The organism is Actinoplanes sp. NPDC021490, assembly GCF_055562135.1.
In genome coordinates, this window is the sequence record NZ_JBVHFW010000009.1 from 244,964 (window position 1) to 268,235 (window position 23,272).

General features: G+C 71.6%; 19 protein-coding genes. 4 read left to right on the forward strand and 15 right to left on the reverse strand.

Annotated features, from left to right (window positions below):
• The first annotated feature begins 107 nt into the window (after positions 1-107).
• Entirely contained in the window at positions 108-800 is a 693-nt protein-coding gene (locus tag ACZ3I4_RS24380; protein ID WP_465384306.1) for a GAP family protein, read from the forward strand.
• A 70-nt stretch (positions 801-870) separates the two neighbouring features.
• On the opposite strand, the gene ACZ3I4_RS24385 is transcribed toward ACZ3I4_RS24380, so the two are convergent.
• Positions 871-2,400, reverse strand: a complete 1,530-nt coding sequence (locus tag ACZ3I4_RS24385) for a M4 family metallopeptidase (protein ID WP_465384307.1) — start codon at positions 2,398-2,400, stop codon at positions 871-873.
• Between the two features lie 137 nt (positions 2,401-2,537).
• On the opposite strand from ACZ3I4_RS24385, the gene ACZ3I4_RS24390 reads away from it, so the two are divergent.
• Both ACZ3I4_RS24390 and ACZ3I4_RS24395 read left to right on the forward strand, forming a co-directional pair.
• Positions 2,538-3,950: a M20/M25/M40 family metallo-hydrolase gene (locus tag ACZ3I4_RS24390; RefSeq protein ID WP_465384308.1), complete on the forward strand. Its 1,413-nt coding sequence runs from the start codon at positions 2,538-2,540 to the stop codon at positions 3,948-3,950.
• 12 nt (positions 3,951-3,962) lie between these two features.
• Positions 3,963-4,724, forward strand: a complete 762-nt coding sequence (locus ACZ3I4_RS24395; RefSeq protein WP_465384309.1) for an RlpA-like double-psi beta-barrel domain-containing protein — start codon at positions 3,963-3,965, stop codon at positions 4,722-4,724.
• Between the two features lie 55 nt (positions 4,725-4,779).
• Here ACZ3I4_RS24395 and ACZ3I4_RS24400 read toward each other — a convergent pair whose 3' ends face one another.
• From ACZ3I4_RS24400 to ACZ3I4_RS24425, 6 genes are all read right to left on the reverse strand, one after another.
• Positions 4,780-6,093 (reverse strand): carboxylesterase/lipase family protein, encoded by a 1,314-nt coding sequence (locus ACZ3I4_RS24400; RefSeq protein ID WP_465384310.1) that lies wholly within the window; start codon positions 6,091-6,093, stop codon positions 4,780-4,782.
• 40 nt (positions 6,094-6,133) lie between these two features.
• Complete coding sequence (locus tag ACZ3I4_RS24405) at positions 6,134-6,730, reverse strand: DUF4352 domain-containing protein (protein WP_465384311.1); 597 nt, start codon at positions 6,728-6,730, stop codon at positions 6,134-6,136.
• 166 nt (positions 6,731-6,896) lie between these two features.
• Positions 6,897-8,120 (reverse strand): RNA polymerase sigma factor, encoded by a 1,224-nt coding sequence (locus ACZ3I4_RS24410; RefSeq protein ID WP_465384312.1) that lies wholly within the window; start codon positions 8,118-8,120, stop codon positions 6,897-6,899.
• Positions 8,117-8,440, reverse strand: a complete 324-nt coding sequence (locus ACZ3I4_RS24415; RefSeq protein WP_465384313.1) for a YciI family protein — start codon at positions 8,438-8,440, stop codon at positions 8,117-8,119. The genes ACZ3I4_RS24410 and ACZ3I4_RS24415 overlap by 4 nt, the downstream gene beginning before the upstream one ends.
• Before the next feature lie 147 nt (positions 8,441-8,587).
• Positions 8,588-11,962 (reverse strand): 3-keto-alpha-glucoside-1,2-lyase-like domain-containing protein, encoded by a 3,375-nt coding sequence (locus ACZ3I4_RS24420; protein WP_465384314.1) that lies wholly within the window; start codon positions 11,960-11,962, stop codon positions 8,588-8,590.
• Between the two features lie 140 nt (positions 11,963-12,102).
• Positions 12,103-12,624, reverse strand: coding sequence for a LytR C-terminal domain-containing protein (locus ACZ3I4_RS24425; RefSeq protein ID WP_465384315.1), 522 nt, complete (start codon positions 12,622-12,624; stop codon positions 12,103-12,105).
• A gap of 150 nt (positions 12,625-12,774) precedes the next feature.
• Here ACZ3I4_RS24425 and ACZ3I4_RS24430 point away from each other — a divergent pair, with 150 nt between their 5' ends.
• Positions 12,775-13,911: a thioester domain-containing protein gene (locus ACZ3I4_RS24430; RefSeq protein ID WP_465384316.1), complete on the forward strand. Its 1,137-nt coding sequence runs from the start codon at positions 12,775-12,777 to the stop codon at positions 13,909-13,911.
• Between the two features lie 199 nt (positions 13,912-14,110).
• Here the strand turns inward: ACZ3I4_RS24430 and ACZ3I4_RS24435 are convergent, their stop codons facing one another.
• From ACZ3I4_RS24435 to ACZ3I4_RS24470, 8 genes are all read right to left on the reverse strand, one after another.
• Positions 14,111-15,622 (reverse strand): sigma-70 family RNA polymerase sigma factor, encoded by a 1,512-nt coding sequence (locus ACZ3I4_RS24435; RefSeq protein ID WP_465384317.1) that lies wholly within the window; start codon positions 15,620-15,622, stop codon positions 14,111-14,113.
• Positions 15,623-15,694: 72 nt separating this feature from the next.
• Positions 15,695-16,396: an ANTAR domain-containing protein gene (locus ACZ3I4_RS24440; protein WP_465384318.1), complete on the reverse strand. Its 702-nt coding sequence runs from the start codon at positions 16,394-16,396 to the stop codon at positions 15,695-15,697.
• A 251-nt stretch (positions 16,397-16,647) separates the two neighbouring features.
• Positions 16,648-17,628 (reverse strand): hypothetical protein, encoded by a 981-nt coding sequence (locus ACZ3I4_RS24445; protein ID WP_465384319.1) that lies wholly within the window; start codon positions 17,626-17,628, stop codon positions 16,648-16,650.
• A 154-nt stretch (positions 17,629-17,782) separates the two neighbouring features.
• On the reverse strand, positions 17,783-20,098 hold the full coding sequence (locus ACZ3I4_RS24450; protein ID WP_465384320.1) for an RICIN domain-containing protein: 2,316 nt from the start codon (positions 20,096-20,098) through the stop codon (positions 17,783-17,785).
• A 218-nt stretch (positions 20,099-20,316) separates the two neighbouring features.
• Positions 20,317-21,033, reverse strand: coding sequence for an alpha/beta fold hydrolase (locus ACZ3I4_RS24455; RefSeq protein ID WP_465384321.1), 717 nt, complete (start codon positions 21,031-21,033; stop codon positions 20,317-20,319).
• A gap of 38 nt (positions 21,034-21,071) precedes the next feature.
• Positions 21,072-21,671 (reverse strand): Type 1 glutamine amidotransferase-like domain-containing protein, encoded by a 600-nt coding sequence (locus ACZ3I4_RS24460; RefSeq protein WP_465384322.1) that lies wholly within the window; start codon positions 21,669-21,671, stop codon positions 21,072-21,074.
• 5 nt (positions 21,672-21,676) lie between these two features.
• The gene (locus ACZ3I4_RS24465) at positions 21,677-22,210 is read right to left on the reverse strand and encodes a LytR C-terminal domain-containing protein (RefSeq protein WP_465384323.1); all 534 of its coding nucleotides are present in this window, start codon (positions 22,208-22,210) and stop codon (positions 21,677-21,679) included.
• Positions 22,211-22,276: 66 nt separating this feature from the next.
• On the reverse strand, positions 22,277-23,272 hold the full coding sequence (locus tag ACZ3I4_RS24470; RefSeq protein WP_465384324.1) for an amidohydrolase family protein: 996 nt from the start codon (positions 23,270-23,272) through the stop codon (positions 22,277-22,279).

Below are 23,272 nucleotides of genomic sequence, written 5' to 3' on the forward strand. Positions count from 1 at the left end.
CACCATGGGCCGCACCGAACGGCGTCCGTCAAAGGTTGTACGCGCCCGGAGACCGGACATCCTTCGGCCGACGCGACGCCTGGCCGCCGCGCCGCAGAGTCTGCGGTATGGAATTCGCGCTCCTGGGTTCACTGGCGGTCCTTGCACTGATCGACTCGACCAGCTTCGGGACGTTGCTGATCCCCGCCTGGCTGCTGATACATCCCGGCCGGGTCCGGGCCGCGCGCATGCTGGTCTTCCTGGGCACGGTCGCGGCCTTCTACTTCGCGGTCGGGGTGGCCGTCGCGCTGGGCGCGGACGCCTTCCTGCCGCAAATCAGCCGCCTGCTCGACACCCGGCCGGTGCTGTGGGCGCAACTCGTCATCGGGGTCGCCCTGTTCTTCTGGAGCTTCCGGCTGGAGCGCAGCAAGACGGCGGCCGGTAGCGGCCGGCTGCTCAATTGGCGGGATCGCGCCCTGGCCGATGGCAGCGGCGTCGCGGCCCTCGCCGGGCTGGCGCTCACGGCAGCCGCCGCCGAGGTGACGACGATGCTGCCCTACCTCGCCGCGATCGGGATGGTCACCACGGCGGCGCTGCCCACAGCGCACGTCGTGCTGGTCATGGCCGGTTACTGCCTGGTGATGATCGTCCCCGCGTTGGTGCTGCTGCTGGTTCGCTCAGTCGCCGGGCAGCACGTCATCCCGCTGCTGACCAGGCTGAGTGACTGGATCGTCCGCAGCAACGCCGTGGCGTGGATCGTCGGCATAGTCGGATTCCTGCTCGCGCAGGACGCCGCTTTCCGCCTGGACCTCTTGTCCTGACATCAGTCGCGCAGCGGTGGCCGGGCGTTGACAGCCCGGCCACCGACACCTTGTGCGCTACTGACGTCTGCTAGCAGGTGGGCTCGCCGGACTGGGCCGGCAGGCTGACCGCGTTCCAGGCGGCCTTGACCGCGTTGAACTGGGTGCAGCTGCCCGGGGTGAGGTTCTTCGCCGCCTGCAGCGTCCACACGCGGTACTTCGCGTACGAGGAGCTGGAGGTCTTCAGCAGCATGGCGTTATACATGATCTTCATGGCGGCCTGGATGCCGACACCGGTGACCGTGGTGCCGTTGCAGGTCGAGCTGGCCGGCTGGCCGTTGCCGCCGCTGCCCTGGGCCAGCAGGTAGAACCAGTGGTTGCCGGGACCGGCGGCCGAGTGCACCTCGGAGCCCGGGGTGCTGCTCGAGTAGCAGTTGGCGTCACCGGCGAGCGACGGGTTGTACATGTACCGGATCGGACCGCTGCCGACCAGGTTGACCTCCTCGCCGACCTGGTAGTCGAACGGGTCGCCGGCGTTGGCCGCGTACGCCTCGGTGGCCGCACCGATCGTGTCGGCGACGAACTCCTGGGTGCCGCCCTTCGAGATGCCGCCCGGCGTCTTGTCGTCGATGCCGTGACCCAGCTCGTGGCCGACCACGTCGAGCGACGAGATCCAGCGACCGGCGGTGTTCTTGCCGATCTGAATCTGGGTGCCGTCGTAGTACGCGTTCTGCTGGTTGAGCCCGACGCGGATCGGCCACGCGCCGCCGCTGCCGTTCTGGCCGTTGCGGCCCAGCCACGCCGTCAGCATCGCCTTCTGCTTCTGCGCCACATAGAGCGCGTCGACGCAGCCGGTCTCCTTGCTGGTGCCGTTGCCGTTGCCCCACACGTTGTCGGGACCGCTGAAGGTCACTCGCGTGGACGCGTCCTGGCAGCTCAGGTTGGTGATCGACGGGTCCTTGAGGGAGTACGTCGAGCCGGACTGGGTGGTGTTGAGCGAGACCGTGCCGTTGATCCAGCCGGTTCCGGTTCCGGTGGCCTCGGTGACGTGCTCCTCGGTGGACAGGACCTGGCCGGTGGCCGCGTCCACGTCGACGGTCAGCCGGCTGATGCCCTCGGCGCCGATGCCGTTGACCGTGGTCTCGTACGCGAGCCGGGCCGCCCGGCCCTCGGACGCGACCACGACGAGCCGCGTGCCCTCGACGCTCTCGACCGTCTTGAGCTGCTGCTTCGACGTCGCGACGGCCGCGCCCTCGGACACCTTGGCCACGGTGGCCAGCTCGCCGATCGAGCCGCTCTGCGCGACCGAGGTGTACCGCGTCGCGCCGGCGTCATCGGTGACGACCACGAAGTCGCCGCCCTTGACCGGGAGGCCCTTGTACGTGCGGTCGTACGACGCGTACGTGAGGCCGTGCGACTTGTAGACCTGGCGCCGCTGGAACGTGTCGTGCTTGCTGGCCCGCAGTACGGCGGGCCGGGAAGCGACGACGGCATCCGCCTGCGCGACCGCGTCCACGGCCGGGGCGGTGGGCTGAGCGGCAGCCGGACCGGACACCGCAACCAGGGCCGAGGCGGCCGCGGTTCCGGCCGCCAGAGCGATGATCAGGGGGTTTCGCACCATGTCGGTGTGCTCCTCTCCCGCCCGTCGGGGGTGTTCTGGGCGAGACACAGGAGACGCTATCCACGCCGGTCGATGCGCGAATCAGGGAAAACCCTCGTTACGGATAAACCGCAGCAAGCGGGGTATCCGCGCGGCCGATGACTACCGACGTGCACGAGTTCCTGGCGGCACACCGCGACGAACTCATCGACGAGCTGATGGGCTGGATCCGCCTCCGATCGGTGGCCGGCGTCGAGGAGGGCGCGGCCGACCTGCTGCGCTCGGCGCACTGGCTGGCCGGCGCGCTGCGGGCGACCGGCTTTCCCGACGTACGGCTGTGGAAGGCCGAAGGGGCGCCGGCGGTGTTCGCTCAGTGGTGCGCCGAGCCGGAAGCGCCGACCGTTCTGATCTACAGCCATCACGACGTACGGGCCGTGAAGGACGCGAAACAGTGGGAGGAGACCGCGCCCTTCGACCCGGTGCTGCGGGACGGGTACGTGTACGGGCGGGGCGCCTCGGATGCCAAGGGGCAGGTGATCAGCCATCTGTGGGGCGTACGGGCGCATCTGGCCGCTTCGGGCCGGACCGCCCCGGCCGTCAACCTCAAGCTGATCGTCGAGGGTGAGGAGGAGGCCGGCTCGGGACGGCTGGCCGAACTGCTCGAGGAGCACCGTGACCTGCTCGCGGCCGACCTGGTGGTCTTCTCCGACACGCTGATGTGGCGGGCCGACCACCCCGCGGTGTGCACGAGCATGCGCGGCATGGTCGGCGCCAAGATCGACGTGTACGGGCCGGAGCGCGACGTGCACAGCGGGGCCGCCTCCGGGCCCGCCCCCAACTCGGCGGTCGAGCTGGCCAAGCTGATCGCCGCGCTGCACGACGACCAGGGCCGGATCACGGTGCCCGGCTTCTACGACGACGTGAGCGAGCCGACGCCGGCGCGGCGGGCCGAACTGGCCGCCCTGCCCTACAGCGACGACGACTGGCTGGCCCGCTCGGAGACCCGCAGCATCGGCGGCGAACTGGGCTACACCGTGCTCGAACGCCTCTGGACGCGCCCGGCGGTCGAGGTGCTGGGCCTGCTCGCGGGCGATCCGGTCGGCGCGACCCGCTCGGCGATCCCCGCGGTCGCCTCGGCCAACTTCAGTTTCCGCCTGGTGCCCGGTCAGAAGACGGCCGACATCGCCGGCAAGCTGCGCAAGTGGGTGGCGGAAACGCTCGGCGGCCGGGCCGAGTACGACCTGAGCATCGCCGAGGAGATCGCCCAGGAGCCCTACCAGACACCCGGGGACCTGCCCGCCGTGGAGATCCTTTCGCAGGCCATGGCCGACGGGTTCGGCCAGCCGGCCGGGCGGATGGGCAACGCCGGCGGCGGCCCGGCCGAGCTGCTGTCCCGGGTGGTGGACGCTCCGGTGCTGTTCTTCGGGACGGGGCTGCCCGAGGACCGGTGGCACGACAGCGACGAGCGGGTGCTGGTCGACATGCTCGTCAACGGGGCGGCCACCCTGGCCCACCTGTGGCGGCGGCTGGCCGATGCCGGGGAATCGGGCCTGCGGTCTCCGGCCGGCTGACATGCTCGGGAGATGCGTCCCCGCCCGCTGCTGTGCGGCAGCCTGGTCGTCGTGCTGGCGGCCGGCTGCGGCACCGAACCGGACGAGCCGCCCGCTCCCCCGCCGCCGGTCACCGCGGTCAGCGCCTCGGTTCCCCCGTGGTCGCTCGGCTGGCGCACCCGGCCCACGCCGTCGGTCACGGCCGGCCCGAGTCCCGCACCCGGCCCCGCATCCGGCCCCGGCAGCCGGCCGGCCCGGGTCAGCGACGGCTGGGAGGTGACCGTCTACTACACCGCGGTCGAGGAGTTCCACGACGACGAGCCGGTCGGGGTCACCGGCTGCCCGAAGCTGGACTGCGCGAACGGCGACGACGACCTGGGCCGTTATCCGGCCGGGTTCGTGCAGGCGGTCCGGGACGAGGGAACCGGGCGCACCACCGCCGGGAAGTACCTGAACTGGTCGTACGACATCGGCTTCTGGCTCGACACCGCGCCCCGGAGCGCCGACGGGCGGCGGCTCACCCCGTTCGTCTCGGCCGCCGCCGACCCGGACGTGCTGCCGCACGGCACCCGCTTCACCCTGGCCACCTGCGGGCGCCAGGAGGACGGCTCGGCCCCGCCCGCCGCGACCTGCGCCGCTCTGCGTGACGGCTCCTGGCTGATCACCGACGAGTTCACGCCCGGGCTCGGCGGCAACCGGCACATCGACGCCTACATCGGCCCGGAGACCGGCCCCGGCTTCACCGGCTCCGACTGGTACGTCAGCCTGACCGGCGTACGCCTGACCCTCGACTGACCCGACGCCCGAACGCATCGCCGCCGTGGTGCGACCGTCTCTCCATCAACGCGCCTCAAGAGGTCAGGGCGTCGAAGGAGTGGTCACGCCAGATGCGGTAGGAGGCCTGCTCCGGATAGGCCGTGACCGCGCCCGGAACGTCGAAGATCTGGGTGAGCTGCCGGTCGGCCGTGTAGGCGGGCCAGCCGGGGTCGCCGCCGGTGGCGAAGGCCGTCCACGCCGACCGCATCCGCGCGGACAGGCCGGCGACCTCGTCGCCCGGATGGTCACCGAGCAGCAGGGCGGGCTCGCCGCTGGTCAGGTTGCCGAACACCAGCGGAATGTCCAGGCCGTGGCACGCGCCCAGGACACCGGCCCAGGTCAGCTCGTAGAGGTAGGCCCGGCCACCGCCCGCGATCTGCGCGTCGGCCAGATGGACGCTCGGCATCCGGAACAGCCAGTCGGAGTGGACGATCTCGTTGAGCTCGTCGTCGTCCGCGCCCGGGCAGGCGTCGCGATAACGCTGCAGGCCGCCCGGCGCGAGCAGGTCGAGATCGGTGCTGGGCGGGCCGCCGCCGAGGACGGTAAACAGCCGGTGCTCGTCGCGGGTGTGACCGGTGATCAGGGGCAGGTCGCGGGCCGCGCCGGCCGCCAGGGCCTGCCATGGGGTGCACGGCAGCACGTCGCCGTCGACGACCGGGGCGAAGTCGATCGACGGGTACGCCGCCGGTCTCCCACCGGTGGCGGCGAGCTCCGGGGCGAAGAAGGTGCCCGGGATGCTCTGCGCGATCGCGGCGCGGAACAGCCCGGCCGCGCGGGGCATGGCCAGCAGGGCCGCCACGCAACCACCGCCCGCGCTCTCGCCGAAGATCGTCACCCGGCCCGGGTCGCCGCCGAAGCCCGCGACGTTGTCACGCACCCATTCCAGCGCGGCCACCTGGTCGAGCAGGCCGCGGTTGGCCGGCGCGCCGGGAACGTGGCCGAAACCCTCGGCCGCGAGGCGGTAGTTGAGGGTCACGACCACCACCTGGCCGTCGCGGGCGAGGTGGCCGCCGTCGAACTCGGGCCGGCTCGACGCGCCGATCGTGTAGCCACCGCCGTGGATCCACACCATGACCGGCAGTTTCGCGGCCGGGTCGGTCACCGGCGTCCAGACGTTGACGGTCAGGCACTCGTCACCCTCGCCGCCGGTCCGGCCACCGCCGAGGACGTCGATCTGGGGCACGGCCGGCCCGAACGACACCGCGGGCCGTACGCCGTCCCAGGGCTCGGCCGGTTGGGGCGCGGCGAACGCGAGCGGCGGGGCCGCGTACGGGATCCCGCGAAACACCGCCACTTCGGACTCCTGGCGGCCGCGCACCCGGCCTGCCGCCGTTCTGACCTCGGGCACAGCGGCATCGTCACGGAACAACCGCCGGTCCGCCACCGATTTACTTGAGGCGGACCTTCGTGCCGCCCGACAACAGCGAATCGTGCAGCTCGAGCACCGTCACCCGCACGCGGACCGGCACGTCGAAGACGAGCTTGCCGGCCACCCGCTCGCCCGGTTGCACCTTTTTGAGGAACGTCCGGGTATGGCGGTTGGCATAGATTCCGGCGATCTCCTCGTTCCCGTACGCGATCCCGCGCGCGTCGAACGCCTTCTGCGCGCCGCCCACGAAGTACTGCGCCCGGCCGGCGATGTTGCGCACCGTCAGGCTGACCACGCAGTAGCGTCCCTTGGCGGTGCGCTCGAGGTGTTCGACGCCGACGCTCGTCCGGGAGCAGTCGACTCCGGACACCACGAACTCGAACTTGCCGTCCCGCACCCGGTCCGCGATCCCCGGCCGGGACGGGGTGGGCGACGGGGTGCGCGACGGGGTGCTCCCCACCGCCGCCTGCTGCTGGGGGCGGGCGGTCTCCTGCAGGGCCACCCCGGCCAGGAACAGGAAGACGATGGCGGCACAGGCGCCCACGGCGGCGAGCAGCGGCTTGAGGGGCCGGGGTCCGGCCCTCCGCGGCGGCATCGGGTCACTACTGGCTCTCACCTTCCTCACTGTGAGTCAGCGCGCCGCCCGGGGCCACAGTTTTCGTCCGATCGGACAAAGTCGGATTCCCAACACGGGCTGCAGGATCTTCTGGTCAGAAAAGATGTGATTCCATGCGATCACAGTTCGGGAACGCCGGGCCGGAGGCGCGAAAGCTTGCGCCGGTCTAGCCCAGCTGGTCGCGACGTCGTCTCAGGTAGGCGGTCTCCGCGGTGTTTCCGGCCAGGTCGATGGCCCGGCCGTACGCCGTCCGGGCGTCCCCGCTGCGACCCAGGCGGCGCAGCAGGTCGGCCCGGGTCGCGTGGAAGGCGTGATAGGCGTCCAGCTTGTCGCTCAGCCGGTCGACGGCCGCCAGCGCCACGTCGGGGCCGTCCAGCTCGGCCACCGCGATGGCCCGGTTCAGCGCCACGATCGGTGAGGCGTCCAGGCGTACGAGCTGGTTGTAGAGGGCCACGATCTGCGACCAGTCGGTGTCGCGCACGTCGCGGGCCGAGGTGTGCACGGCGTTGATCGCGGCCAGGATCTGGTAGCGGCCGGGAGCCACGCCGCTGGCCAGCCGTTCCCGCACCAGCCGATGGCCCTCGGCGATCAGGGCGGTGTCCCACGATCCGCGGTCCTGCTCGTCCAGCGTCACCAGCTCGCCGCTCGCCGAGATGCGGGCGGCGTGCCGGGCCTCGGTCATCAGCATCAGCGCGAGCAGACCGGCGACCTCGCAGTCCTCCGGCAGCAGGACGCGGATCAGGCGGGTGAGCCGGATCGCCTCGGCGGTCAGATCGCGGCGCACCGGGGCGGCGCCGGGGCCGGTGGCCAGGTAGCCCTCGTTGAAGACCAGGAACAGGACGGCGAGCACGCCGGAGAGGCGTACGGGAAGGTCCTCGGCCGCGGGCACCCGGTAGGGGATGCGATTCGCCTTGATCTTGGCTTTGGCCCGGGTGATCCGCTGTTCCATGGCGGTCTCGCGCACCAGGAAGGCGCGGGCGATCTCGGCCACGGTCAGGCCGCCCACCATGCGCAGCGTCAGGGCCACCCGGGCTTCCGGGGCGAGGGCGGGGTGACAGCAGGTGAAGAACAACCGGAGCCGCTCGTCACCGATCACGCCGGCCGGTTCGGGCGGGGCGTCGTCGTACAGCATCCGGGCCTCCCGCTGCTTGTCGTCGCGTTTGCCCTCGCGCCGGATCCGGTCGATGGCCTTGCGGTGCGCGGTGGTGGTCAGCCAGGCGCCCGGGTTGGGCGGCACCCCGTCGCCCGGCCACTTCTCGACGGCGGTCGCGAACGCCTCGGCCGCCGCCTCCTCGGCGATGTCGAGGTCGCCGTAGCGCTTGCAGAGGGTGGCGACGACCCACGCCCACTGTTCGCGGTGGGCGCGGGCGACGGCTTCGGCGACGCTCACAGGAACGGACGGACCTCGAGGCGGCGGTTGCACGCCTTGGATCCCTCGGCGGCCAGCTTGAGCGCGACGTCGAGGTCGGGGGCCTCCCACACCCAGAAGCCGGCCACGAACTCCTTGGTCTCGGCGAACGGGCCGTCGGTGAACAGCGTCTCGGCGGCGCGGCCGTCGATGACCGTGGCGGTGTCGGGACCGCCGAGGCCACCGGCGAACACCCAGTGCCCGCCGGCCACAAGCTTCTCGTTGAACGCGTCGATGGCGGCCATCTCCTCCGCCGTTCCGGAGTTGGGCGTGTCGTGGAGGACGGAGACGAAGTACTTCATGTCGGATCAGCTCCTGCGTGGCCGGCGCGCCCCTCGCGGGCGGCCTCTCACCCCTACCACGAACGGCTCACGCCCGATCCGACACCACCGGGGAAAAATGCCGGGAGGTGGCGGAGTTTCACCACCTCCCGGCGAGGATGCGACCGGTCAGGCCGGCTCGATCCAGATGTTGCGGTAGCGGACGTTCGCTCCGGCGTCGCCGTGATCCTGCAGGCGGATCGCCCCGAAGGCGGAGCTCTCGGCGGCGCCGGCGCCGGTCGGGCCGTCGATCGTCACGTTGTCGTGCACCGTCCGGCCGTTCCAGACCAGCGTGACCCGGGCGTCCTCGGTTTTCGTGGAGCCGTTCCAGCGGGCCGCCCGGAAGGTGATGTCGTACGTCTGCCAGGTCTCGGGCGCCGTTCCCGCGTTGGCCGTGGGCGCGCGCTTCTGATAAATCGCCGCGCTGTCGTCGTTGGCCAGGACCGCTTTCCCGTACGTGTCGAGCACCTGAACCTCGTACCGGTCCTGCAGGTAGATGCCGCTGTTGGCCCGCTGCTGCCCGGTCACGTCGGCCGGCAGGTTGGGCAGCCAGAACTCGACGTGCAGCTTGAAGTCCCCGTACGTCTGCTTGGTCCGCAGATCGCCGCCGAGCACCTCGGCCGAACTGTCGGCCACGGGCCAGGTCGCCGCGCCGCCGCTGGAGTTGGCGAAGGCGTTCAAGTTGCCGCCGTTGAACAGCGTGACCCGGCTGGTGTTGTTGTGGGTCCAGCGCTGCTGGGCCACGTCGGCCCACTCGTAGATCTGGATCTGGGTGCCGTCGGCGGTGGCCCCGCCCGCGGCGTCGAGCACCTTGCCCGACGCCGGGTTGAGCAGCGAGCCGTTGGCCTGCGGCTGCCACACCTGGGCGGTGCTGCCGTTGCAGGTGTAGAGCTGCACCTTCGTGCCGTTGGCGGTGCCGCCGTTGTCGATGTCCAGGCACTTGCCGTGGGCCCGCAGCGTGTCACCGATCCGCGTCCAGCTCTGCGAGGACGAGTTGTTGCAGGTGTAGAGCTGGATCTTGGTCTTGTCGGCGGTGCCCGCGTTGTCGACGTCGATGCACTTGCCGCCGATGCCGGTGATGGTGCCGGTCTTGTCGGTGGCGGTGCCGGTGCCCGGGCTGGTGCCGACGGTCAGGCTGTCCAGGTTGACGTTCCCGACGTCGCCGGTGTCGTACTTGTAGGCGATCGTGTTGCCGCCCGCTCGCAGGGTCACCGTGTCGGTCTTGGTGGCCCAGGTGTCCCAGTTGCCGGTGTCGGCCAGGCTGACCTGCCGGATCTTGCTGCCGTTGACGTACAGGCTGATGGTCTTGGCCCCGGCCGACGGGTTGGGCCCGTTGCTGAAGCGCAGACCCACCGGGTAGGACCCGGCCGACGGCACGTTGACCGTGAAGGTGGTGGCCGCGCCGACCGTGCCGTATCCGGCGACGAAGCCCGAGCCCTGATATCCGGTGTGGTCGGTCGCGACGCCGGCGGCGCCGCTGAGCCCGGAGTTCTCGGCCTCGACCCGGTCGGTGCGCAGCGTGGTGCCGTCGGACAGGCTGTTCAGCGTGTACCAGGCCTCGGTGCTCCACAGCGACGTGCCCGTGGTGCTCGTGAACGGCCGCGGCGAACGGACGTGGACGACCCGGCCCGGCTTGAGCCCGGCCAGCTTGAGGGTCACCTTGAGCCGGTCGGCCGACAGCGTCGCCGAGCTGACCTGCAGCTGCTCCTCGTCGACCTTGGGACCGCCGTACGCCGGTGTGGAGACGTACCGCCACTGCTTGGCCTGGTAGCGCGCGACCAGCGAAGCGGCGGTGGTGGCCGAGACCGGCTGGGTGTATTCGAGCTCGAACCCGCCGGCGATCGCCCGCATGGCCTTGATGTCGAACACGCTCGCGTTGTTGGGCGTCAGCTTCTGCAGCCCGTACTTGAGCTTGCCCTCCTGACCCCAGTTGCCGTCCGCGCCGAGACCGCCGGCGTAGAGCGCGCCGTCCGGGCCCTGGCTCAGCCGCAGCACGCCCATCTCGAGGCCCTGGGTCAGGCGGAACACCGCGCCCTGATACTGGCCGTTGACCTTTTCGAGGAACCCGCGCTGAATGCCGCCGTACGTGACATCACCGAAGAGCATCTGGCCCGCGTACGGTCCCGAGTTGAGCAGCAGCGGGGTGCTGGGCGAGTTGGCGATCTCGTTCTGCGGCAGCCACAGCACGGGCTGGGTCACCGGCTGCGAGTCGAACGGCCCGTCCGGGTTGGTGTAGTGGCCGAAGAACCGGTCCTGCTTGATCTGCACCAGCTTGGACGCGGGCAGCCAGCCGCCCTGGTTGTCGGTGACGAAGATGTCGCCCTCGGGTCCCCAGCCGATGCCGTCCGGGGTGCGCAGGCCGCCCGCGACGTACTGCACCGCGCCGGTGGACCGGTTGATCTTCAGGGTGGTGCCGCGGTTGGCCGAACCCTGCGGCTCGGTGGTGGCGCCGCCCAGGTTGATCGAGACCGACAGGTTCAGATAGAAGAAGCCGTCCTGATAGAGCAGGCCGAAACCGAACTCGTGGAAGTTGCCGTCGAAGGGCCAGGTCGCGACCCGGCGGTACTGGTCGATCGTCCCGTCGCCGTTGGTGTCGTTGAGCTCGGTCAGCTCGTGCTTCTGGGAGACGTAGATCTTGCCGTCGACGACCTTGAGACCCATCGGCTCGCGCAGCCCGGTGGCGATCTTCTTGTACGTCACCTGGCTCGGTGAGGTGGCGCCGGTGACCCCGCTGAGCAGGTAGACCTCGCCGGCCACGGTGTCACTGCCGCCCCAGGTGGCGATGGCCAGGCGGCCGTCGGGCATCCAGTCCATCGCGCTGACCTGCGGCTGGAAACCGGACGGGCGCAGGTTGGTCAGCGTGTAGCCGGGGTGCACGGAGGTCAACGGCAGGCCGTCGCCGGGGCTGTCCCCGGCGGCCTCGCACTCCTTGCGGCCGGGGGCGGTCACCCGCACCACACCGGCGTCGGTGCTGAGCACGGAGGTCGGCACGACGGCGTACGCGGACTGGCCGGGCGGTCGCCACTCCAGCGTGAGCTGCTGACCGTTGTCGCGTTCGAAGAAGTCGATGCGCAGCGCGTGGTAGCCGGTCGTCAGGGTGGCGCTGCCCTCGACCGCGACGGCGCCGTGCAGCCCGTCGTTGTTGATCACGAGGGCGTTGTCGAGGTACAGCCGCGAGCCGTCGTCGCTGGTCAGCCGGAAGCTGTAGGCGCCCGCGGTGGGGATGTTCACGTTGGCGATGACCTCGGACTGGAACCGGTCCTCGAGCCCGAAGTCGGCCGCGGTGGTCCAGTTGATCACCGGTAGGAGCTTGTCGACGTTGGGGGTCTGACCGGGCTTCAGCGTGCAGATCGAGTCACGCGAGGTCTGCAGGTCGTAGGTGCGGAGGGTGACGCCGGGCTCCTGCGCCGGGACGGCGGCGCTCGCGGGACCGGCGGCGGTGGGGATCGCGGGGAGGAGGACGCCGACCAGGGCGGCGGCGGACAGCAGCACCAAACTCTTCATGAGGCGCTCCAGGGACGGATGCAGGTATCGATTCCTGCCGATGCCCGTGGACGCTAAGCGCCTTCGGAAACAAAGTAAACAACTTCTTACGATTCATTGATAACTTTCGAACGTTCTGACTAAAGTCGTGCCCTCACGAACTACGCGGCGCAGGTACCCGGGGGCAGCTTGGGCACGCTGAGCTGGGCCAGCGACTGGTTGACCTCGGTGCGGGTGGCCAGCTGCCGATATTGCTCACCGATGACGATGTCGATGACGTCGCTCGTCCGGGACGCGCTGTACTGCGGTTCGGCCTCGCCGAGGAAGAACGCCCGGATCCAGTGGGCGGCGCCGACCGTCTTCGGCCCGTAGCGCACGACCGCGATCTTGGCGAGCTTGTTCTTGCTCTTCCCGGACTTCTGCATCACGAAGCCGCGGTTCTTGAAATCCTGGGTGACCTGCTCGGCCGTGCCCGCGTTCTTGGTGCCGTTGAGCACCCGCAGCTTCACCTGGGACGCCTCGTCGGGCAGGATGAGCGACACCCGGGGCGCGCCGGCCGGGCAGTCCTGACCGGCGGCGGCGTCGGCCTGGGTGTCGCGGACGATCGCGACCACCACGACGATGATCGCGGCCAGGGTGAGAAGGCCAACCACCAGGAACGCTCGTACGCGCGTGAAGCTCATAAAGCGCAAGACGCTTCCCGGGGCCGTTCCTGTTGCTTCCGGTCCCGCATCTTCACCGAATCGTCACCCGGCGACGCCGCCGCGGGCCGGGTTCCGCCGGGCCGGGCGCGGCCGGTAAATTGCGCCGCACACGTAACCACGGGGGTTCTGATGTTCCGCACACGTTTGCTTCCGGCCTTGCTGGCGACGGCCGGGTTGCTACTGGGATCGGCCGCGCCGGCGATGGCCGCCGCTCCGGGTGACGTGCCCCAGACCGGGGTGGCCCGGCCCGACGGCACGTCCCGCACGCTGATGCTGGGCGGCAAGGCAACCGCCGTGCGAGGCATCGAGATGACCGTCGCCGGCGGCACGGTGGTCCCGGTCTTCTCGCTGGCCTTCGGCGGCGTCGTTCCCGACGACGCGGCCTATCACGACACGACGTACGCCGCGGCCGGGGTGGCCGCCACCCGGGTGCCGGGCATTCTGCTGCTGGGCTACCCGTCCGGCGACCGGGGTGACCTGATCCGCAACGCCGGCGTCACCAAGCCCGCGGCCACGTCCGAGACGACCTTCAACCACCTGCTCAAGCTCGGCACCCAGGCCGCGATCTGGCACTACACCAACAAGGTCACCCTGAACCCGTGGCGGTCGGGCGCGGGCCTGGGCGCCCAGAACGAGTACACGGTGATCAAGAAGGTGTACGACTACCTGGTCCGGGAGTCGACCGACCTGCCCTTCCCCCAGCGCACGATCAAGTTCTCCGAGTACCCGTACGCCGACGCCCCGCCGTGGATCTTCTCCGGCCCCGGCGGCTGGATCTCGCTCGAGACCGAGAACGTCACCGTGCTGCGCCCCGACTCGGTCGAGCCGATCACCCGGATCCGCAACTACGAGGGCTTCGCCGTCCGGTCGGAGAAGGGCGGCGCCGCCCGCATCACGGCCCGCGCCCCGCACGCCATCTCGCCCGGCGAGTTCTTCGTGGCCGACGACGGCCGCACGGCGGGCACCCCGCTGACCCTGGCCGAGGGCTACGGTCCGGAGGCCGTCGCGACCCTCGAACTCACGTTGAACCCGGCGGGTCCGCTGCCCACCCCGTCCCAGTCGGCCGGTCCCAGCCCGACGGCCACCGCCATCCCCACCGCCGCTCCCGCTCCGGAACCGGGTGAGGGCGACGGCGGCAGCGGAGGCGGCCTGCCTGTGACCGGCACTCCGACCGGCGCCGTCCTGGCCGGCGGCCTGGCCCTGCTCGCCGCGGGCGCCGTGGTCCTGCTGCTGCTCCGCCGCCGGCGGCTCCGTTTCACTTCCTGACGCACTCCCCCACCGAACCGCCGGGCACCTGTTCCACGCCCGGCGGTTCGCCATGTCAGGCGAGCGGTGGGCACCCGTTCCACGCCTTGCCGTTTCGGCGCGTCAGGCGAGCGGTGGGCGCCCGGGCTCCCCGCCCGGCCGTTCGCGCGCGCCAGGCGAGCGGAGGGCACCGGAATCCACGCCCGGTCGCTCGCCCGCGTCACGCAAGCGGTGGGCGTACGAGGAAGGAACTGTCGGCCCGGAAGGTGGTGCTGCCGTCGAACTGGTCGATCCACAGCTGGTCGCCCACGCGGCGCAGGAAGAACGTGCGGTAGTTGTACGACTCCAGCGAGATCCCGCCGCCGGACAGGCCCGTACGGCTGCAGAATGTGGCGTCGCGGCGGAACAGGACGGTGCCCTCGGCCGGGTCGAGCCGCAGCCGGAAGGACTCGTGGCGCAGGTAGCGGCCGTCGGCGGCGCGCAGCGACACGCAGGCGGTGTCGGCCAGACCCTCGACGACCTCGAAGGTGGCCCGCTGCCGGGCCGCGGCGGTGTCGAGCACGCCCTGGTCGGCGGTCACGGCGACGTATCGCCCGGGGACGGCCGTGGACTCCAGCGACACCGGCCCGGCCTCGAGCGGACCGGTCGACGACGAGGGTTGTGGCACGGCTGGGCCGGGGCGCGGCGGTGGCCCGATGGCGACGGCCGGGGCGGCCTGCGGCGCGGTGGCCCAGCCGGTGGCGGGCACCGTGACCCCGGCGACCAGGACGGCCGCGCCGACCGCCGTGGCCAGCGGATGCGCGAGCGCGGCCTGGAAGGCCCGCCCGGCCCAGCTCCCGGCGGCCACGGCGTGACTTCCGGCCGCCTGGTTTCCGGCCGCTGCGGCCATACTCCCGGCCGCCGGTACCGGGCTTCCACCCGCCGCGGCCAGCATCTTCGCTATGGCGGCGGAGGCGAGCCCGAGCGGCACCGGCAGCAACGCCAGGCTGGGCAGCAGCCGCTCGGCCGGCACCAGTTCGCCGGTCGCGCGGGCGCAGACGGGGCAGGACCGGACGTGCCGGCCGATCCGCTTGCGCCAGAACGGGTTGGGGTGGCCGTCCCACTCGGTGACGACCGCGTCGAGAGCGTCGCATCCGGGGCGGGCCTCCAACGCCGCCACGATGGCCCGGCTGGCCTCGAGCTGTTCGCGCATGCGCTGGACCCGGACGCCCGCGTGGGCCACCCCGACGCCCAGCCCGGCGGCGACCTCGGCCCGGGTCAGCTCGCCGATCAGTTCCAGCCACCACAGCGAGAACACCGTACGTTCGTCCGCGCCCATCCAGCGCGCCGCCTGCCGCACCTGGAGCCGCTGCCCGGCCAGCTCGGCCCGCAGCACCGCGGGACCCTCCACGTCGGCCGAGGCGTCCGGGCGGTCCAGCGCCTCGTCCAGCGGCACGGCGCGGGCGGCGGCGAGGTTGCGGCGGGCCTGATGGGTGGCGATCTGGTGGACGGCGATCGCGGTCAGCCAGGGCCGGAAGCTGCCCGGCGACCGGAGACTGCCGAGCTGCCGCAGGGCGCGCACCATGATGTCCTGCACCACGTCGTCGGCCTGCGCGTCGCCGGGCAGGGCCTGCCGGACGAGGTGGTGGACCAGCGGCAGGTGCCGGCGCGTCAGCTCGTCGAGGGCGTCCCGGTCACCGCCCCGCGCCGCGACGACCAGGGTGTCGTCGCGGGAGTACCGAGTCTGAACCATCTAGCGCCCCTCCCGGTCACCGCAGAGTGAACGCTCACATAGCCGGAGCCGGATGGCAAGAGGCGGACGGGGTCAGCCGGGGATCTCGCCGGTCCGCACGATCCGCTCGGCCACCGACACCAGCTTTTCGTTGGTGTTCTGCGAGACCTTGGCCAGCAGCTCGAAGGCGGCGTCGGAGGTGATCCGGTACCGCTCGATGAGGATGCCCTTGGCCTGGCCGATGAGGTCGCGCGTCTCGAGCGCGGCCGTCAGCTGCGCCACCCGCTGACCGTCGGCCAGCGCCAGCGCGGCCAGGGTGCCGAAGAACGAGGCGAGCCGCCGCTCGGGTTCGCCGAACGCGCCGGACTTGTCGGCGTAGAGGCTGAGGGCGCCGAACCTGACGTTGTCGACCCAGAGCGGCACGCACAACATGCTGCAGACACCTTCCCGTACGGCCGCGGCCGCGAAGGCGGGCCAGCGGGTCTCGGTGCCCATGTCCTCGATGACCATCACCCGCTGCTCCCGGGCGGCGTCGATGCAGGGGCCGGTGCCGTGTTCCTGCTGAAGGCGGTCGAGGACGCGAGGCGGATTGCCCAGCGTGACCCGGGTCACGAGCTGGGCGTTCTGCAGCTCGATCAGGCCCGCCCAGCTGGCGGGCGGAATGGTGCTGGTGGCGTGCTCGACCACCGCCGTCAGCCCCGACGGCTCCTCGGCCCGCAGGCTTCGCGCGGCGCGGGAAAGTCGTTCCAGCATCTCGTCGGCCTGGACTTCCGGCAACGTTTTCTCCACTGTCACGGCCTCCCCCAGGGATCCTCACAACTCACCTGAGTGAGTTGCGTCGGTTTCTGCGTCGTTTCGTAGCTACTCTAATACCCGATGAACGCGTTGTCCGCACATGCTCCGGGGGAAGGCTGATGGTGGGGAACCAGCAGGCGATGGCACGGGCCCGGAAGCTGCAAGCGGACGCGGCCGAACTCTGCGCCCGGGCCGCGACCGCCTGCGAGGCTGCGTTCGTAGCCCGCGAGTGGGCCCGCAAGTTCCGCTCGCTACGACGCTGACGCACTGACCTCGAGCTGACCGAAGCCGGCGGCCGCCGTCACTTCCAGGCCGGATCCGTCCCCGGCGGTGAGCGTCGTGTTGCGGCCGATGCCGCGCTCCCGCTTGCCGTAGAGGCTCACCTCGCCCGCACCGGACTGCGCCCGCACCCGCACCGGGACCTCGCCCTCGGTGCGGATGCTCCACTCGCGCACCCCGCCGGACATCCGGATGGGCAGCGCCCGGTCGGTGCGGGGCAGCGCCAGGAAGACGGAGTCGGCCCCGCCGGACAGCACGACCTCGTCGACCGTGCCGCCGGTCAGCACGAACGTCGCCACGCGGACCCCGCCGTTCATCCGGATGGTCCACGTGATCCGCTCGTCGAGGAGCACATCGAGCCGTCCCGGACCGGCCTGGGCGGCGAGCCGCACCCGGGTGCCCTCCACGGTGGCCGACGGGGTGCGGTCGCGGCCGGGCCCGTCGCTGACCTGGACCGGGCCGTCGTCGCCGGGCCGGCCCAGCGTCAGATTGAGCTCGGGCACGTCGCCGTCCAGCTCGAAGGTGCCGGCGGCGAACCTCGGGCTGCCGGGATCGACGAACACCGGCGGGGACTCGCCGGCCTGCGGTGGAACGCCAGCCGGCGACGGGACGCCGGGCTGCGGCGCGGCGCCGGTCTGCGGCGGGGTGGGTTGCTTGCCGCCGCTTCCGGGTCCGGCCACGACGAGCAGGCCTCCTCCGGCCACGACAGCCGCCCCGACCACCATCGCCGCCACCCGCAGCCGGCGTTTTCCCCGCCCGTACGTGACCGGCTGCCCGGGCGGCAGCGGAAGCTCGATCTCCTCGGTCGGCGGCTCGTCACCCTCGGCCGCGAGGCCCGATCCGGCCTGCGCCGGTCCGGCGAGGGCTTGATCGTCGGGGGTCGCCGGCGATGGCTCCTCCTGGTAGGCGAAGCCGGCCGCCCCGGACAGAAACGGATAGGTGTCCTCGTCCATCGCTGTCCCTTCGCCGCGGCTGCTGGTCGCCGAGGAGTACGGACAGATGCCGCGTCGCGGTTCGATTCCCCCGAGCACCCGGGCCGGCCCGGCCGGAAGAAGCAGAACGGCCCGCACCCCCGGAAGGGGTGCGGGCCGGTCGGTGTGTCCGGTGCTAGCCGCCGATGCCGAGCTCGACGCGGCCGCCGACGGCGCTGCCCGCGGCGGTGCCGGGGTAGACCCACAGCTTGCCCGAGCCGTTCTCGGTGGCGAGGACGTCGTCGTACTCGTCGGCGTTGAAACGGCCGGCCGTGAGCTCGCTCATGCCGTTCCAGCCGCCGCTGCCGATCTGGACGCGGGCGCCCAGGGTGCCGTTGCCCGTGCCGGGATAGAACCACAGCTTGCCGGTGGAGGCCTCGACCGAGACGATGTCGTCGAAGTTGTCACGGTTGAAACGGCCCACGGTGTGCTCGGTGTTGCCGCTCCAGCCGCCGGAGTGCAGCACGACCCGCGCGCCGGGGATGCCGGTCGCGGTGCCGGGGTAGAGGTAGAGCTTGCCGTCCCGCGAGTCCACCGTGGTGATGTCCTCGTACGCGTCGGCGTTGAACCGGCCGTACGCCAGCTTCTCCATGAAGTTCCAGCCGCTGTTGCCGATCTGGACGCGGGCGCCCAGGGTGCCCGCCGCGGTGCCGGGGTACAGCCACAGCTTGCCGGTGGACTTCTCGACCGCGGCGACGTCGTCGTACTGGTCGCCGTCGATGCGGCCGGTGGACAGCTTGTCCATGCCGTTCCAGCCGCTGGTGCCGATCATGACCCGGGCGCCGAACGCGTCCCGGGTGCGGGTGCCGGGGTAGAGCCACAGCCGGCCGGTGGAGACCTCGACCGCGATCAGATCCTGGTACGCGTCGTTGTTGAACGACACGGCCTCGATGTTGACCAGGCCACGGGCCCGGATGTTCCAGCCCGTCGACGGCACGGTGGTGGAGCAGCCCAGCTGCGTGATCAGCCCGCCGTTCGCCGTCGACGCGTCGAGGACGGACAGGCACTTGGAGCTCTTCTTGTTCTTCAGCCGGGTCAGGCCGGTGCTGTCCTGCTGCGGCGCCCACGACTGCTCGTCGCCGTTGTTGCAGGTCCACTGGATGACGCGGGCCTCGTCGGCGGTCGAGCCGCCGGCGACGGCCAGGCACTGGTTGCTGTTGACGTTACGCAGCTCGTAGGTGCCGTCGGCCTTCGGGAAGAACGTCCAGCCCTGGTCCTTGGCGGCGCTGCACGGCCACTGGATGAGCTGGGTGTTGGTCTCGAGCGAGCCCTTGGGGACGCCGAGGCACAGACCGGTGTGGCCGGCCTGCAGGCGCTGCGGCAGGTCGGGCCGCACCTCGTACTGGCCGATGCGCAGGAAGTCGCTGACCGCCTGAGCGTTGCCGGCCAGCGCGTTGCGCGCGGCCAGGGCCAGGTTGCGGTTCGCGGCCTTCTCGGCGCGGGTGAGCACGCCGTTGGCGGCCACCCGGTCGGCGGCCTCGGCCGCGGCCAGCGCCTTCTGGATGTCGCGGTTCTTGGCCTCGTGGATGCCGCTGTCGATGAACGCCTTCCACACCGCGGGGTCGTTGCTGCGGGCGGTGGAGATGGCGGCCGCCTCGACCTCGCTGCCCTCGACGGCGAAGTTCCAGACCTCGGTCACGAAGTCGCGGTCGGGCAGGGCCAGCAGCTGCTCGGTGACCGCCAGGCCGATGCGGTTGGCGGCCAGCTGCTTGGCCGCGCGGGCCAGAGCGGCCGCCTTCTCGGCCTCGGTGCGGGTCTCGTCCTCACGGATGCGGCGGTCGACGGCCTGCTTGGCCGCGGCGGCCAGGCCGGAGGCGATGAACTCGGCCTGCTGCTCGGGCGTGCCGTTGCGGGCGGCGGCCGCGGCCTCCTTGACCTCGCGCCACTTGTCGTCCTCGGCGACGCGCTCCCAGATCAGCCGGATGAAGTCGGCGTCGGAGCCGCCCAGCAGGTCGGTCCCGGCGACGATGTCGATGCTGGCCGCGGCGGCCGCGCGGGCCTGGTCGGAGAGCCGCTTGACCTCGGCCTCGTGCCGCTCGCGCTCGACGTCACGGTCGAACGCGGCAAACACGCCGGTGACGATGAATTCGTAGGAGGCCAGGTCGGAGGCCTCCGGGTTGGTCTCGTCGGAGACGGTGCCGAAGGCCTGCTCGGCGGCGGCCCGCACCTCGAGGTAGTCGGAGTTGTCCTTGACGTGCTTCCAGATCTCGATCACGAAGTCACGGTCGGCCCGCTCGATCAGGGCGAAGTCGTCACCGCGGCCGAACTTCACGGCGACGGCGAGCTTCTGCGAGTACGACGCCTGATCCGCCGCGGCGGCGGCGGCCTGAGCAGCCCGGACGGGCGCGGGAGCGGCGTACGCGACCCCCGAAGTGGTGGCGGTCAGAGCGGCCACCGCGATACCGGCAGCCAGGACCGGCCGCGCCCAGTGGGCACGGTACATCGATGTCATGAAATTGTCCCCGTTGGTCAGTCGCCCCCTGACCTGCGCTTTTGCTGGGCATGCCAGAATCGCCGCACGGCAGGGGGATTGATATCGGTGGGTACGTTAGCGGCCCGGGTTCATCCCGCACAAGGCCGGGTCCGGTGATGTGGTCAGCGACGCTGGTCGTCGATGCACGCCGTCCACGGCTGCGCGGCCGGGCACCCGGCAGCGCGGCGGGGGCGTCCTTATGGCGTGGCGGCGGCGTCGAGAAGGATTCGGGCCAGGTCGCGGGGGCGGGAGAACATCGGCCAGTGGCCGGCGTCCATCTCGACCAGCCGCCAGGACTCGCTGGTCAGCAGCTCGGCCACGTCGTCGCTCAGCTCGTCGCCGGCCGGGTCGTCACCGGCGAGCCGGCAATGGATGTATGTGGCCGGGAGCTCGCCCAGCGGCCGCGCCAGCACGGCGGGCTCGGTCAGCGTGGCCCCCGGGTGCGGCGTCGCGCCGTTCACGATCCGGGTGACCTGCTCGTCGGTCAGGCCGTGGCCCTCGTAGTGGGCCGCGGGCATGACCGGCCAGAAACCTCCGTTCGCGGCAATCGACGCCCGCACCGCCGCCCCGCCGTCGGGCCGGCCGGACACGAACGAGGCCCCGTCGGCCGGAACGCTGGAATCGACGAAGACCACCCGGGTCAGCCGGTCACCGATGCGTTCCGCGGCCTGACCCACCGGGATGCCCGCGTAGCTGTGGCCGACCAGGACGACCTCGCGCAGGTCCCGGCCCTCGACCTCGTGCACGATGTCGCGGACGTGGGTCTGCTGCCCGGCCGGCACACCCCGCTTGCCGGCCAGCCCGGACAGTGTCATCGGATGCGCACCGTGACCGGCCGCGCGGAGCAGGGGCACGACGTCGGCCCACGCCCACGCCCCGAGTCGCGCACCCGCAACCAGTACGAAGTTCGCCATCGCTGAACCGTAGCCAAGCCGCCCGCCCGATGGGCGCCTCAGCTGGGCAGAATCTGCCGAACCTCGTCCCGGACGATCACGGCCTGGTCGTCGCGGAGGGGGACGAAGTCGTAGCGGCCGCCCTCTTCGGCGATGATCCGCGCATACAGTTCCTCGCGCCCGCGGTCGGCGTGGGACAGCGGGTAGAAGGGCACGAGCCGCAGCCCCGCCGTGTCGGTCACCTCGCCCGGGTCGTCGTCGCCGCGGTAGCGCGCGAGGTCGGGCGCCGCGAGAGCGGCCCCGGAGGACATTCCGGCGTAGGCGAGCCGCCCTGAGGCGACGCCCCGGGCGACCATGCCGAGGAACCCGGTTCGCTGCGCGTGCTGAAGCAGGAAGATCGGATAGCCGCCGGTCAGGAAGACCAGATCCGCCCCGGCCAGCGCCTCGGACACCTCGCCGGGCGACGCCGGTTCGAGGTCCAGACGGCGCACCGTCAGGCCCGCGGCCGCCATCGCCGCCTCGGCCACGTCGACCCACGGCATCGCCGGCATCGGGTTGCCGGCGGTCGGAACGAGAACCGCCCGGCGGGGCCGCCGGGCCAGGCTGTCGAGCCAGCCGCCCAGCGCGCCCAGGCCTTGACTGCCCAGGAAGAGGTCCATGGTCGTCAGCGGGCCGGCGGGGCCTCGCACGTGCCCGGCGGCAGGGTCGGGACGCTCAGCTGGGCCAGGGACTGGTTGACCTCGGTGTAGGTGGCCAGCTGGCGGTACCGGGGGCCGATGACGATGTCGATGACGTCGCTCGTGCGCTTGGCGCTGAACTGCGGCTCGGCCTCGCCCAGGAAGTAGGCGCGAATCCACTGGGCGGCGCCGACCGTCTTGGGGCCGTAGCGGACGACCGCGATGTCCTTCAGCTTGCTCTTGCTGTCGGCCGGCTTCTGCATGACGAAGCCACGGTTCTTGAATTCCTCCGTGACCTGCTCGGCCACGCCGGGGGTGCGGGTGCCGTTGAGCACCCGCAACTTCACCTCGGCGGCCTCGGCGGGCAGGACCAGGGTGACCCGGGGAGCGCCGGCCGGGCAGGCCTCGCCGGCCGAGGCGTTGGCCTGCGTGTCACGGACCACGGCGACCACCACAACGACGATCGCGGCAACCAGAAGAAAGCCGACGACGATTAACGCGCGCACACGACTGAAGCTCACGTCGGCCAGACGCTCATCGGGCCTGTCTTGGACGACACCTTGGCCAAAAAATGGCGTACGTCACAATCAGCCGAACAGGAACCGGGTGGCGTTGGACGTCAGCAGCTTCTCGCGCTGCGGCTCGGTGAGGAAAGCGGCCTGGTGGACGACCTGACCGGCCGGGCGCTCGCCCAGGGGGTACGGGTAGTCGCTGCCGACCACGACCTGGTCCTCGCCCATCGTGTCGACCAGCAGCCTCAGGGCGGGCTCGCTGAAGACCACCGAGTCGACGAAGATGCGGTCCACATAGGCGCTGGGCGGGCGGGTCGACCGGCCCCGCACCAGGTCGCCCCGGCGCTCCCAGGCGTTGTCGGCCCGGCCCAGCCAGTACGGGAAGCTCCCCCCGCCGTGGGCGAAGCACAGCCGCAGCGATGATGGCACCTGGTCGAGGACCCCGCCCAGGATCAGGGCCAGCGCGGACAGGTGGGTCTCGGCGGGCATGCCGGTGAGCCAGCGGGCCATCCAGCGGTCGAGGCGCGGCCCTTCCGGCATGTCCCACGGGTGGACGAAGACCGGAGCGCCCACGGCCGCGCAGTGCTGCAGGAACTCGACGATGCCGGCCGCGTCGAGGTCCTGGTCGCCGACGTGGTTGCCGATCTCGACGCCGGCGTGGCCGGCCGCCATCGAACGGTCCAGTTCGGCGCAGGCCGCCGCCGGGTCCTGCAACGGCACCTGGCAGAACGGGATGAACCGGTCGTCGCCGGCGGTGATCTCCAAGGTCAGATCGTTGAAGATCCGCGACAGCGCCACCGCCTGGGCGGGCGTGCGGTCGTAGCCGAAGAAGACCGGCGTCGGCGAGACGACCTGGCGGGCGACGCCGTCCGCGTCCATGTCGGCCCGGCGGATCGCCGGGTCCCAGCACGACGAGTCGACCCGGCGGAACTCGGTGTCGCGGATCATGATGATCGCTTCCCGCTCCGACTCGATCTTCAACCAGGGCCAGCCGGTCCCCCCGCACGCGACGGAAAGGTCCGGCCAGCCCTTCGGCACGACGTGGGTGTGCACGTCGATCACGGAGGCCAA